The organism is Paenibacillus dakarensis (genome assembly GCF_001373415.1).
Taxonomy (GTDB): domain Bacteria; phylum Bacillota; class Bacilli; order Paenibacillales; family Paenibacillaceae; genus Paenibacillus_AQ; species Paenibacillus_AQ dakarensis.
The window spans coordinates 1-14,131 of the sequence record NZ_CDSE01000080.1 but is presented as its reverse complement, the minus strand read 5'-3'; the positions used below and the strand labels follow the sequence as shown (position 1 = coordinate 14,131).

Here is a 14,131-nt window from a genome sequence, read left to right as displayed (position 1 = left end):
CAGTTGTTTTATGGCGGTGGAATCACAACAGCAGAGCAGGCAGCGGCAGCGGCAGCAGCAGCTGATACCGTAATTGTAGGGAATGTCGTATATGATCATTTGGCACATGCCCTCGAAACCGTTAAAGCCGTAAAAGGTTAAGCCTGTTAAACTTACAAGTGAATACTCAGGCCAGGGTCGATAAGCCTGTTTAACTTGCAAACGACCGCACAGGGTTGACACCATTTATCAAGCTTTTTGCAAAAACACACTCTTTATTTCTACTATATAAGGTTAGTACTCGTTAGTACTCGTTATTTGAATAGTGTTTACGATTCTACAAACTATAGGAGGCAACTGACTTATGCAGCCGATTAACATACACGAGGCAATACAGCGCCTCAATCCCGAGCAGCGGAAAGCAGTAGAAGCAACTGACGGACCGCTGCTTATTATGGCCGGAGCCGGATCAGGAAAGACGCGGGTGTTAACACACCGGATCGCGTATCTTATCGCGACACGCAAAGCTCCGCCATGGAGTATTTTGGCTATTACATTTACGAATAAGGCTGCCCGTGAAATGCAGGAGCGGGTATCCAGACTGGTTGGACCGGAAGGGAAGGATATTTGGGTATCTACCTTCCACTCCATGTGTGTCCGTATTTTACGTAAAGATATTGAACGGATTGGCTTCACTTCGAATTTCAGCATTCTGGACTCTACCGATCAGCTCTCGGTGATTCGCAACTGTATGAAGCATCTCAACATCGATACCAAGAAATTTGAGCCAAAGGCTATCCAAGCAACCATGAGTGCGGCTAAGAACGAATTGGTCTCTCCGGAGCAGTATGAGCAGAAGGCGGGGGATTATTTTGAATCGCTTGTGGCCAAAGTGTATAAGGAGTACCAGAAGCGTCTCAAAAGCAACAACTCGCTCGATTTCGACGACCTGATCATGACCACGATCCAGCTGTTTAAGGAAGTTCCGGAAGTGCTCGACTTCTACCAGCGCAAATTCCAGTATATCCACGTGGATGAGTATCAGGATACGAACCGTGCGCAGTACATGCTCTGCCGCATGCTGGCAGACAGCCATCACCGGATTTGTGTGGTGGGGGACAGTGACCAGTCCATTTACCGCTGGCGCGGAGCGGATATCAGCAATATTTTAAACTTTGAAGAGGACTATCCGGAAGCACGGACGATTATGCTGGAGCAGAATTACCGTTCCACTTCGAATATTTTGAACGCAGCGAATGAGGTTATCGCCCTGAACACAGGCCGTAAGCCGAAGAATCTGTGGACCGAGCAGGGGGAAGGGCCGAAGATTAAGGTGTTCCGCGCGGACTCCGAGCATGATGAGGGATACTTCGTCGCCTCTGAAATTTCCAAGAATGTAACGGCAGGCAAATCCTATCAGGACCATGCCATTCTGTACCGGACGAACGCACAGTCCCGGGTGATCGAGGAAATTCTGATTAAGTCGGACATTCCGTACCAGATTGTCGGCGGCATTAAGTTCTATGATCGTAAAGAGATTAAGGACATTCTTGCTTACCTGAGACTGATCTCGAACCCTGATGACGATATCAGTCTGACCCGAATTATTAATGTGCCAAAAAGAAGCATCGGTGATACCACCGTCGGTAAGCTTGCGGCAGCCGCTGCGGAACGCGGTACATCGATCTTTAAGGTGCTTCAGTTCGTGGACGATCTCGGCTTCGCAGGACGCACCCGCAACGCTTTGGTTGAGTTCTATGATATGATTGCTGCACTGAACCGGATGATCGAGTTCCTGTCCGTGACCGAGCTGACCGAGAAAGTGCTGGAGATGTCCCAATACCGGAACGAGCTGCAGACCGAGAACACGATTGAATCCAGATCCCGTCTCGAGAACATTGAAGAATTCTTGTCCGTTACCATGGAATTTGAGAAAAATAACGAAGACAAGTCTCTCGTTTCGTTCCTCACCGATCTTGCACTTATTGCCGACATCGATTCCATGAACGATGACGAAGAGGATCGTGACGATGCTGTTGTGCTCATGACCATGCACAGTGCCAAGGGTCTGGAGTTCCCGGTAGTATTCATCATCGGTATGGAGGAAGGCGTGTTCCCGCACAGCCGTGCTTTTTCAGATAACGAAGAGCTGGAAGAGGAGCGCCGGCTGGCTTACGTAGGCATTACACGTGCCGAGAAGCAGTTATTCCTCTCCTGTGCGCGGATGCGGACTCTGTTTGGCCGGACGACCGCCAATCAGCCTTCACGCTTCCTGGAAGAAATACCGGATGAGCTGAAAGAAGATACGCAGATGGCTCAAGACCGTTATCGCCGCGGCGGTAACGTAGGCGGCTCCTATGCCGGCCGAGGCTTCGGCAGCGGAGGCGGCAGCAACTTCGGTGGACGCGCAAGAGATTTATCGCTTGGAGGCTCCACTGCGTCTGCTGCAGCAGCACCACAGAAGAGTCGTGTAACAGTCACAACCGCTGCTTCTGCACGGCAGGCGATGCCTACAGGAAGCTCAGACGGCTATAAGGCCGGGGATAAGGTGGCTCACGGCAAGTGGGGAACCGGAACGATTGTGGCGGTGAAGGGAACGGGTAATGATATGGAGCTCCAGATCGCTTTTCCTGCACCGGTAGGAGTGAAACGTCTGCTCGCAGGCTTTGCTCCGATTACGAAAGTGGAATAAGCCTGTCGTTACAGGCTTAATCACATATTTTTGGCACAAGCAAGAATTGGGAATGAATGATCACATAAACACAAGTCATAACTTGCTATTATAAGGCCTTTATTTGATTGAAGGAGGATTGTCCCTGCATGGATTTCAAGGAAACAATGGAGAAGCTCATTGCGGAGCTGAACAATTACAACTACCACTACTACACGCTGGATCAGCCGCTTGTTAGCGACAAAGAATACGATGCCCTTTATGATCAGCTGGTAGCGCTGGAGAAGGAGACCGGGATTACACTTCCCGATTCTCCTACACAGCGGGTAGGCGGAGAGATATTAAAAGGGTTTACGCCGCACCGCCATCTTGCTCCGCTCTGGAGTCTCGACAAGGCTCAAAACATCGAGCAGCTTCGAACTTGGCATGATCGTGTGGTCAGGCTCGTGAATGACTACAATACAAAGAATCCAGACAATCCACTGCCGGTACCTTGTTATGCACTGGAACTGAAGTTTGATGGACTTACCCTGAATCTGACTTATAAGGACGGTAAGCTGATTCAGGCAGCGACCCGGGGTAATGGTGTTGTTGGGGAAGGCATACGGGCCCAGGTGAAGACGATTAAGTCCGTGCCCCTAACCATTCCTTATACGGATGGAACGATCGAAGTCCAGGGCGAAGGCATTATGAACCTGTCTGTATTGGAGAATTACAATAAGACAGCAGCCGAGCCGCTGAAAAATGCCCGTAACGCCGCAGCAGGTGCACTTCGCAACCTGAACCCGGCAGTGACTGCAGAGCGAAAGCTGAATGCGTATTTTTACAATGTCGGTTATTCGGAAGGCATTACATTCAAGGATCATAAGGAAATGATGGATTTCCTTCGTAACAACCGGTTTAAGGTGAATCCGTATATTTTCTATTTCGAGAACTTTGATGATGTGATGGAGCAGCTGGCTGACATTGAGGCACGCCGTTCCGAGCTGGATTACCTGATTGATGGAGCGGTCGTGAAAGTAACGGATATCCGGACCCGTGAAGCATTGGGCTGTACGGATAAATTCCCGCGCTGGGCCGTTGCTTATAAATTTGTGGCTGAGGAGACAACCACCATTCTGGAGTCTGTAACCTGGAATGTTGGACGAACCGGAAAAATCACACCTCTTGCCCGAGTAGAAGCCGTTGAGCTTGCAGGAGTGACGGTGCAGAACTGCACCTTGAATAATATCGGTGATATTGAACGCAAAAATCTTAAATTCGCCTTGGGAACACGCGTATTCATACGCCGCTCCAATGATGTCATCCCTGAGATTCTCGGCAAGGTAACCGAAGAGAACGACGGGGAGGAAATTGTGTATCCGGAGCAGTGCCCTTCTTGCGGTTTCCCGCTGGAACAGCGCGGTGCGCATTTGTTCTGTAATAACAAGTTCGGGTGCAAGCCGCAGATTATCGCGCGGATTACGCATTTCGCCTCACGTGATGCGATGGATATCGAGACCTTCAGTGATAAGACGGCGAATCAGCTGTACGAGGAATTGAATGTCCGTGAGCCGGCTGATCTATATACGCTGTCTTTTGATGACCTGGTGAAGCTTGAGCGCTTTGGGGAGAGAAAAGCCCAGAACCTGCTGGATGCGATTGAGAAGAGCAAGGAGCGGGATCTCGCGTCATTCCTCTATGCCTTAGGTATTCCGAATACCGGCAAATCCACAACCAAAATGCTGGCGGATCATTACCGTGATCTCCATCGAGTGATGGCGGCATCTGCCGATGAGCTGGTAAGCTTGCCGGATGTAGGGGCCATTGTAGCAGAGAGTATCGTTGGATATTTCGAAGATCCGTTTGCTCAAGCGAGCATTGAGAAAATGCTGTCTCTGGGTGTCCAGGCCAAGGCGCCGGAAGCACCGCGTCCGGTAAGCACGGATTCCTTCTTCAGCGGCAAAACCGTTGTTCTGACCGGTACGCTTCACCTGCTTACGCGCGAGGAAGCGACAGAGAAGCTGGAGCAGCTCGGCGCCAAGGTGACAGGCAGCGTGTCGAAGAAGACTGACCTTGTAATTGCCGGCGAAAAGGCCGGCAGCAAGCTGGCAAAGGCGCAGCAGCTCGGCATTCAGGTTATTGAAGATGAAGAAGAGTTTGTACGTCTGTTGAACGATAACGGATAAAGGGTAGATTGCTCTGGTCGTCTAAGGGTTCGTCCTTGGACGACCTGCACTACCATTGAAATGCTGTGAAATATATTGCTGATGGACAGGAGTTGATCCGAAATGGGAAGGAAACAGTCCTTTACTGAAACAGAGTTATTAGAAGTGACAAAGAGATTATTACTGGAACATGGTTACGACGGATTTCATCTCAAATTACTGTCCCAGCACCTGTCTGGAGCTAGAAGTACAATTTATCAATACTTTTCCAATAAGGAAGAAATAGTTGCCGCCTGCATGAAGCGAGTGATTTCCAAAGTTTTAATCAATGCGTCTTCGATTGATGAGACGGACTCCATGATGGCTCTCCAACAGTTATTACACATATACCTGGAAGAATCTAAGCTTCATCAACTCCTTGGTGATGCTTATAAAATTAAAACAGAAAACGTTAAGGCGCTAAATGACCTTGAATTCGTTGAGCAAGCGCATTCGACCCTCAAAGTGCAGTTAACCCGCTTGTTTGAACAGGCTCAAAAGGAGAAGAGACTAAGGGAGGATATCCCGCTCCCTATACTCATCGGTACTTATTTTAACTTGATTAGTACTCCGAATATGATGAATATTCCTACTCCTCAATGGAGCGATCTCTTGTTTCAAACCTGGATTGGAGGTTCCGGAAGCTAGTAATTCCGACAAACTCAAATCTCATTTTGACACATGTGTCGACTATATGGTTTAATAGATGAAGAAGTAAATTGACACATGTGTCGAATAAATAGAGTGAGGAGCGGGAAAACATGTTTTTGGCTATGAAAGAAATCATGCATAGTAAGATGAAGTTTTCAATGATCGTCGTTATTTTCGTGTTAATCGCTTGGCTGGTGTTCATTCTTTCAGGCTTGGGTAATGGACTTTCGACGCTTGCTGCTTCAGTATTCAAGAACATGAATGCTGATTATGTCGTCTTTCAACAAGGGTCGCAGTCTTCCATGAGTAAATCGTTACTTTCTGAGGAATTGGTTGCTGAAGCAGGGAAATTACCCAATGTAACAGCTGCTTCACCTATGGGAAGTTCAATGGCGACAGCGCTCAAGGGCCAAAGTAACAAAAACGAAGATAAAGTCGACATCGCCATTATAGGAATCAATCCTGGCAGTTTTTTGGAGCCAGCCGTCGTTGAGGGGGAAAAATTATCTGCGGATAGCCCCAATAATGTCATTGCGAATGTGACCATGAAGGAAAAGGGCTTCAAACTGGGTGACACTTTTCAATTAGATGGATCCACAGAGTCGCTGACCATTATCGGGTTTGTCGAAAATCAAACCTACAACCACGTTTCAGCTGTGTTTACACCAATGTCTGAATGGCGCAAGGTTGCCTTCGCGGCTCCAGGCTCGGATAAAGGAATTGCGGATCCTGTTAACGCTGTTATGCTCCAAGGCAAGGATATTGATCCAGGTATAGTCAATGGTGCGTTATCGAATACGGATACAGTTACTCGGGCGGGAGCTGTTCAAGGAATGCCAGGCTATAAAGAAGAAAACGCCTCGATTATGATGATGCTTGCTTTTCTGCTAGCTATCTCTGCATTTGTTCTTGGTGTATTTTTCTATGTCATTTCTATTCAAAAAACCAATCAATTCGGCATTATGAAAGCGATAGGTGCAAGGAACGGATTCTTAAGCAAAGCAATTATGTCCCAAGTGTTTGTGCTGTCGTTGACCAGTATTGTAATCGGAATTCTGCTCACTTACGGGACAGCCGCAATAATGCCAAAGGGTATGCCATTCAAGCTTGAAACGAATCTGGTCATTGTATATTCGATTATCCTTCTGGTTATTGCACTGCTCAGTTCGTTAGTGTCCGTTCGCAGAATTACAAAAATTGATCCGCTTAAGGCGCTTGGGAGGGTCGAATAATGAATAAAGGATTAGAGTTAAGTAATATTACCAAGTACTATACCGAAGGCGGCAATCGGATTACTGCCCTGGATCATGTTTCTATCTCAGTGGCACCAGGCGAGTTTGCAGCGGTAGTTGGACCATCTGGTTCCGGTAAAAGCACCTTCCTCTCTATTGCGGGAGCACTGCTAAAAGCTTCAGAAGGAGAAGTCCATTTGAATGGACATAATATTTCTAAGCTTTCTGATAAAGAGTTGTCCGGCATCAGGCTGAAGGAAATTGGATTTATTATGCAGTCATCGAACCTGGTTCCCTATTTGAACGTTCTGGACCAATTGCTGTTAGTGAAGAAGATGTCTGGGAAGGTTACAGCAGAGGACAAAAAATTCGCCGTTATGTTACTTGAAGAGCTCGGACTTGGCGCGAAGCTAAAAAGCTTTCCGGAAGAGCTCTCCGGGGGAGAGAAACAGCGTACAGCGATCGCCCGCTCTTTAATTAACGATCCTAACGTCATTTTAGCCGATGAGCCGACAGCAAGCTTGGACACGAACCGCGCGTATGAAGTGGTTAGTCTAATTGCAAAAGAGGTGAAGTCGCGCCGGAAAGCGGCGATCATGGTTACCCATGATGAGCGGATGCTTGAATATTGCGACAAGGTATACCATATGGAAGACGGAAGATTGAGCTTGGTTTAATGTAAGAGATTTTGAGGAGACAGCAATAGAACAGAATCAAATAAAAGGCAGGTCGCCGAGGATAAATCCTTGAACGACCTGCCTTTTATTTTGCCCATACTGGTTCCGCTCCGAACAGTGACCTTCGGGCTACTCCTGAGACCATTCCTGAATCTTCGCATCGTTTGGAAGCAGGAAGGCGAGCAGGCCGAGCAGCGGAAGAAAGCTGGCTGCGATTATGACGTTGCCAATTCCCCAGGCATCTCCGAGATTGCCGAGTGCGAGCGAGCCGACACCGCCCATGCCGAAGGCGAAGCCTGTAATGAGGCCTGAGACGGTTCCGATATTGCCTGGATGCAGCATTTGGGCATATACGACCGTAACCGAGAAGCTGGACAGGAGCACAAACCCGCCGATAATGAGGAGAACCGCTGCCCAGAAGGGCGATGCAAAAGGCAGCATAAGCGCGATAGGAGCCGTGCCGACCATGGACAGCATAATCAGGTTCCGTCTGCCGAAACGGTCCGCAAGCGGTCCGCCGAAGAAGGTACCGAGCGCACCCGAAGCAAGAAACAGGAAGATGTACACTTGGGCGTCATCAATCGAAATCCGGTATGTGTCCATCAGATAGAAGGCATAGTAGCTGCCAATGGCGGCGCCGTACCATGACCTGACAAAAACAAGCACCACCAGAACGAGTGTAGCATTTCGAATGCTTTTTCGTTTGGCCGGATCCATCAGCTTACTGTGAACCCGCTTTTTAAAAGTGTACCCTGCATCCAGCATTTGCTGATACCAGCGCGCGATGTAACTTTGCACCACGATACCGGCAGCTGCCACAAAGGTAAAGCCAAGGGCTCCGATCTGACCGTACGGTACAAAAATATAACGAGTCAGCAAAGGTGCCAGTGATTGTCCGGCGTTGCCTCCGACCTGGAAGATGGACTGGGACAGTCCCTTCCGCATTCCTGCCGCCATGTGTGCGACCCGCATCCCTTCTGGATGAAATGCCGCCGACCCGAAGCCAACCAGAATGACGGAGATCAGTACCCAGAGGTACGAGCCGGCGTAGCCGAGAATGAACACCCCCGCAAAGGTGAAACACATGCCGATCGGCAGCAGCAGAGGCATCGGTTTACGGTCCGCAGCATATCCGATGACCGGCTGAATAATGGAGGATGTAAAATTAATCGCAAAGGATATCCAGCCGATCTGGGTGAAGGTCAGCATCAGGTTTTCCTTTAGAATAGGAAAGATGGCCGGGATCACCGACTGAATCGAATCATTGAATAAATGAACGAAGCTGATCGCCAGCAAAATCCGGTATACGGTTTCCTGACCTTGAATGGGCGAAGAAGACACAGGAGAATGCACGCCTGCTGGTTTCCTGAGGCTCAGCGGTTTATCCGCCATATAAAATGCCTCCTTTCGGTAATTCATTTCCACAACATGACGTCCATGATGAGAATGGTTGAATTTACCTTAAAGCCTTCGACATCAGAAATCAATGCATAAATACTATGAGTGCGATTTCAAAAGCTGCTCGAGCCTCTCTCCAGCCTCAATTTCATCCTCGATGCTTGACCAGAAACCCTTAAGCTGATCGCGCATATCTTCGATGATCCGGGGCTTGATATTTAAACGGCTGTAAAACTGCCCTTGCTCAAGGATCTGCTCTGGTGTGAGGTCCTGCGATGGCCGGTTGCCCATTAACCCGTCTTGCACCGTATAAGCTGCAGGACATGCGGGCAGGGACAGGGTATGGCGGCGAATCAGTCTCTGCGCTTCCTCCCCGCACAGAAATTCAATCAACGCTCTGGATAGCTCTGGCACAGGACTGGAGCTGGAGCAGGACAACCCGGTGACCAGCAGCAGGGTATCGTTATTCCTAAGGGAAGGAAGGGGAGCGGCTGCGTATGAGATGGGGCTGTCCAGCAGCGAATTCATGCCGAAATACGTAGTCATGATCATGGAAACCTTGCCTTCGCGGAACCAGTGCTCAATGTCGGCATCATTTTCGCTGAGAAGAGGGCGAATTTTATCCTGGCCGTGGATTAAATCTCTGGAGATCCGAAGACTTTCCCAAAGGTCCGGAGAATCGGCAATTCGATCCGGGAGCTGTTCATTGAAGCGAAACCCGTTTTGCAGCAGGAATACCGGCCAGCGGTTCAGTGATTGAACATGTGACGCAAAACCCTGTACTCCGAGTTCCCTTGATAGGGTGCGCGCATGCTTTTGCAGTGTATACCAGGTCCAATTCTCATTAGGCTCCTCAATGCCGCAGGCGTCAAGGTGATCCTGATTGTAACAGAGCAGCACCGGTGAGAAGATGAAAGGAGCTGCCGAAAGCCGTCCGTCCGCAGATTGAAATATGTCGTTCAGCTTGGGATAACAGGAAAGGCCTGTTGGCGGTTCGGACATGATTCGCAGGGAAGGATCCTTCTCCAGCAGCTTCATGTGATCCCAGATGCTCACCGTAAACACATCGGCCATGCCATGCTCTGCATAATCTACAGGCAGGGGAGTGGGTAATAGCTCGATTTTCACTCCAGAATAACGTTGTTCAAATGCTTGTATGAGGGGGATAAGAATTGCCTCATGTTCAAGTACGGGGTAATAAGCCAGCTTCAGCACATTTCTCGTAACAGAAGCTGCCCTAGGAATTGAAAACATCTCTTTCCGCACCCCATCGGTTGTCCCGTCTCCTGCCCCTTCCCGCAAATCTGTATCGGTAATCGCTCTCTCCGCTGTACCGGCCGCCTTTCCGACAACCTGATTCCCCACACGCCTGATTTTCCGAATCAGCCCTTCCTCAACGAGCTTGTCCAGCGCTTGCCGGACCGATTCTTTGCTGATGCCGAACTGCTTACCCAGTGCGACCTCGGACGGAATATATTGGCCCGTTTGCAAGCGTCCGCTGGCAATATCCTTTCGCAATTCGTCCAGCATGCGGTTCATTCTCTCCAGAAGCACGCTGCGGCTCGGTCTTCCCATCATACTTCCTCCTTTATTTGAATGTTCATTCCATTCGATAGTTCGAATTCTCGTATCTTCCTATGATATATATCCTAGAACCTTATGTAAAATGGTTCAAAACTCAGTCCATTCTGCTCATTGACTGCGCTTTCATCGTCAACTAGGCTATATATAACATTATATAGCCTAGAATCTTTTCTAGGCGATAAAGGAGGATTCTTTTTGAAACTGAAAAATGTAAGCGTCACCCTTCTTGCACTCTCCGTTGCCTTGCCGGGCATCTCGGCAGGGTCGGCTCCTGTACGGGCAGAGGGGGAGTTTGTATCCTTGCAGGTTCCCAATTCAGGTTTTGAAGAATCGGCATCCTATCCGATCCCAGGCTGGAAGGTAACACCGGCCCTGCCGGCGGATGGGCTTGAGGTTGCAATCACCCGTGAGCAATTCGCCGAAGGGCTCCAGAGTGTACGGATCGCAGACAATAACAGCACGAAATCTCTGGATGTTGCCAGCAGTCTGGTTCCGGTTGAGGCAGGCGGTATGTACCGGGCTTCCGCCAAAGTAATGGTGGAATCAAAGAGCATCCGCGCCTATCTCCGGTTTAAGGACAGCAGCGGACGCATCATAGGTACGCCGCTGACTCAGCTGCTCGAGCTGAAGAACGGCAGCGGCTGGCAGGACATGAGCATGGAAGGAACGGCGCCGTCTGGGGCTGTATCAGCGGAAATTGCTTTTTATATGGGAGGTGCAGGAACGGGCACGGCTGCTTATGTAGACGGCGTGAAGCTGGAGCATAAACCGGTGAAGGCGGAGGAGCCGCTGGAGCTGCCATACGAGGATAAAAGCGTGCTGGTCGATGCAAAGGTGGAGTATGCCTTGTCCCAGTCCGCTTTATATGGAACATTACCTGATGGATCGGTTGAACAGTATGTAGCGACGACCGGATCGCCTGTATCTTTTCATGTGGTGGATGCCGTTACAGGAGAGCTGAAGTTTACCCAGCCGATCCCAACCTCCTCTATGGTTATTTGGGGGATGGCGCAGGGAACGGACGGAAATGTTTATTTTGCCACCAATGGCGTCCTTTACAGATATATGGTGAAAGAGAAGAGAATCGAAGAGCTTGGCATGAATCCGTCCAGCCCGGATGTATTTGATCTTAAAGCCAGCCGGGACGGTAAAATCTACGGATCCACTTATTCAAACAACAAGCTGGGCCGGATATTTGAATACGACATTGCGTCCGGTCAATTCCGTGATCTGGGCATCATTAAGGAAGGGCAGCAGTATGTACGGGGAATCGGCGTGACGGATCAGTACATATATGCTGGTATTGGAACCGAGGCTCATCTGATGAAATATAACCGGGCCAACGGAGAAATTACAGAAATTGAGATTCCAGGTGTGACCGGTACGACCACGACCCTGTCAGAAGTGGATATATATAACGGCAAGCTGTTCGTTTACAACGGCAGCAAGCTATATGTATTGGATGAGGAAACGGGCAATTTCATCCGTACGATTGAGTTCCAGACAAAAATATCACCTCCGTCGCCGCACCAGCCTGACCTGATCTATTACAAGCTGAAAGGCGATTTGTATTCCTATAATATGAAGACCGACGAAATCACCCGGATTGAGGGTATCGCGGAGCTGCCGGATGATACGGCCGTTAAGACACATGCCTGGATCACCCCGGACAAGGGAAGCTTTCAAGGCAAGCAGGTTTTGGCGGGAATGGCCGCTTTCGGAGAATCCTTCCTTTACGATCCTGTGACGAATTCATACGAGGAGCATGCAGCCGATCTTCCTGCCAGCCCGACCCAGATCAACGTCCTCGAGACGGACGGAAAATATTTGCATATGGGCGGATATCAGAGGGGGATGAGCGTTTATGACATTGAAAAGGGTGAAATGGTATACAGCAACAAGCAGTTCCATCAGCCCGAGGGGATCGGGTTCCTGGGGGATGCTGCTTATTACGGAACGTACAGCTCAGCGCGGATGTACAGACTGGATATGAGCAAGCCGCTTGAATACAGTGAATTCGGGCAGACCAATCCGGGGCTTGCAGCCGATCTGGAGGAGGAGCAGGACCGGCCGTTTGTGATCACGAGCGGAGAGGGCAAGCTTTTTGTCGGCACCTTCCCGGGATATGGTCAGCTGGGGGGAGCACTCACGATCATGGAGGAGAAACCGGCGGGCGAAGGAGAGTTTCCTGAGGTTACTTACGAAACCTACCGGAATGTGGTCAAGGATCAGAGTGTGTTCGGTCTGGCTTATCATGACGGCAAAATCTATGGAGGAACCTCCCTAAACGGAGGACTCGGCGTGGAGCCGACGGCCGATGAAGCCCGCATGTTCGTCTTTGATCTGGAGACCCGTCAGGTAACCCACACATTTGTTCCTCAAGTGGAAGGGCTGCGCGGCAAAGCACGTCAGATCGGCGGCTTGTCCATCGGCCCTGACGGCCTGCTCTGGGGAATCATGGATGGAACGGTGGATCAGAGCAAGTATGATGCGATCATTTTTGCAATGAATCCGGAAACGCTGGAAGTGGTCAAAAGCAAAGTCATTACGGAAACACCATTTAATACGAGCAAGTTCAGACCATATTATCTGCGTTGGTCAGAGGACGGTCTATTATACACAACGATCGGACGCAAGCTGATTGCGATTGATCCGGAGGATTTGCGCTCCAAGCAGCTCGTGACCGGTACAGTAAACCTGATGACGCTTGGAGAGGACGGCAGTATTTACTATACCGACAATGCCAAGCTCTACAAGTTGCCTGTGAAAGTGCAGAAGGCTGTTCTTCAGAGTGACATCAATGAGCTACTGCCTGGTCAATCAGTTCAACTGAAGCCTGAGGTAGAATTGAAAAACGGAAGAAAAGCGGTTCTCGAAGGCGCGAAGATTAGCTATACTTCAGCTTCTCGGGATATCGCCGAGGTGGACGGCTCCGGTAAAGTGACAGCAATAAATCCGGGGACTACAACAATCCAGGCCCAGATTACTCTCGACGGACGACAAATCGAAACAGAGCCCTTCACCATTACCATCAATAAAGACGGTGATTGGGTCAGCAGTCATATCAAGAACTTGCTTGTTACCTATAAAGCATCCGCTGACCTTGATCATTCCCTTGCCTCCGTTTTGAACAACAAGATTGAAGCGGCGATTGATCATTTCAAGGATGGGAAAAGGTCACAGGCTTTAAAGATGGTCGATGATTATTTGAAGCACCTGGAGAAGAATGCGAATTCCACCAAGATCTCTGCGCCGGCTCTGACGGAGTTGACTGCGGAAGGAGAAGCTTTGAAAAAAATATGGTCGGGTGAGAGCCAAGCACGTTAACCCGCAGCATACTGAAAGTGAATCAGCCGGGAAGCGCGTAAGTGACGTTTGCCGGCTGATTGCTTTTGCAGATTAGTCCACAACTCAGCTTTAAATGCTCTCAATTGGTTGTCACCTGCTGTCAAAAAAAGGTGGGTATATAATTTTAAAATTATGCTTGCTATCTTGTTCGGCTCATGATATATTATTTCTTGTCGCTTCGGACGCTGATCAATTCGTTGAATGAATTGCACGTCGAAAGATGACGAAAAAAGTATTGACAGTAACTTAAACGGTTGCTATAATAAAAACCTGTTCTGCTGGAGACGTTAAATGTCAGCTGCAGAACGGCGATACAAGTTCTTTGAAAACTGAACAAATGGAACACGTCAATGCAATACAAGCAACGTTAATTACGTTAGCTTTCAAATGAGCAAGTCAAACACT

9 protein-coding genes are annotated in these 14,131 nt (G+C 49.2%); 7 read left to right on the top strand and 2 right to left on the bottom strand.

Going from position 1 to position 14,131, the window contains the following annotated elements; genetic code table 11:
* The 6 genes from BN1234_RS16885 to BN1234_RS16860 all read left to right on the top strand — a co-directional run.
* Window positions 1–141, top strand: a 141-nt coding sequence (locus tag BN1234_RS16885) for a geranylgeranylglyceryl/heptaprenylglyceryl phosphate synthase (protein WP_281177654.1), incomplete at its 5' end; no start/stop codon positions are given.
* A 202-nt stretch (window positions 142–343) separates the two neighbouring features.
* Complete coding sequence (gene pcrA / locus BN1234_RS16880; RefSeq protein WP_054957823.1) at window positions 344–2,671, top strand: DNA helicase PcrA; 2,328 nt, start codon at window positions 344–346, stop codon at window positions 2,669–2,671.
* Between the two features lie 128 nt (window positions 2,672–2,799).
* Window positions 2,800–4,818, top strand: coding sequence for an NAD-dependent DNA ligase LigA (gene ligA / locus BN1234_RS16875; RefSeq protein WP_054957822.1), 2,019 nt, complete (start codon window positions 2,800–2,802; stop codon window positions 4,816–4,818).
* A 102-nt stretch (window positions 4,819–4,920) separates the two neighbouring features.
* The gene (locus tag BN1234_RS16870) at window positions 4,921–5,484 is read left to right on the top strand and encodes a TetR/AcrR family transcriptional regulator (RefSeq protein ID WP_054957821.1); all 564 of its coding nucleotides are present in this window, start codon (window positions 4,921–4,923) and stop codon (window positions 5,482–5,484) included.
* Window positions 5,485–5,597: 113 nt separating this feature from the next.
* A complete protein-coding gene (locus tag BN1234_RS16865; RefSeq protein ID WP_054957820.1) occupies window positions 5,598–6,719 on the top strand; it encodes an ABC transporter permease in 1,122 nt (373 codons plus the stop codon).
* Window positions 6,719–7,396 carry an ABC transporter ATP-binding protein gene (locus BN1234_RS16860; RefSeq protein ID WP_054957819.1) on the top strand — a complete coding sequence of 226 codons (678 nt, stop codon included), beginning with the start codon at window positions 6,719–6,721 and terminating at the stop codon, window positions 7,394–7,396. The genes BN1234_RS16865 and BN1234_RS16860 overlap by 1 nt, the downstream gene beginning before the upstream one ends.
* A gap of 129 nt (window positions 7,397–7,525) precedes the next feature.
* Here the strand turns inward: BN1234_RS16860 and BN1234_RS16855 are convergent, their stop codons facing one another.
* Window positions 7,526–8,788: an MFS transporter gene (locus BN1234_RS16855; protein ID WP_054957818.1), complete on the bottom strand. Its 1,263-nt coding sequence runs from the start codon at window positions 8,786–8,788 to the stop codon at window positions 7,526–7,528.
* 105 nt (window positions 8,789–8,893) lie between these two features.
* Complete coding sequence (locus BN1234_RS16850) at window positions 8,894–10,372, bottom strand: GntR family transcriptional regulator (protein WP_082423253.1); 1,479 nt, start codon at window positions 10,370–10,372, stop codon at window positions 8,894–8,896.
* 201 nt (window positions 10,373–10,573) lie between these two features.
* Here BN1234_RS16850 and BN1234_RS16845 point away from each other — a divergent pair, with 201 nt between their 5' ends.
* A complete protein-coding gene (locus BN1234_RS16845) occupies window positions 10,574–13,705 on the top strand; it encodes an FIMAH domain-containing protein (RefSeq protein WP_054957816.1) in 3,132 nt (1,043 codons plus the stop codon).
* The last annotated feature ends 426 nt before the right edge of the window (window positions 13,706–14,131 follow it).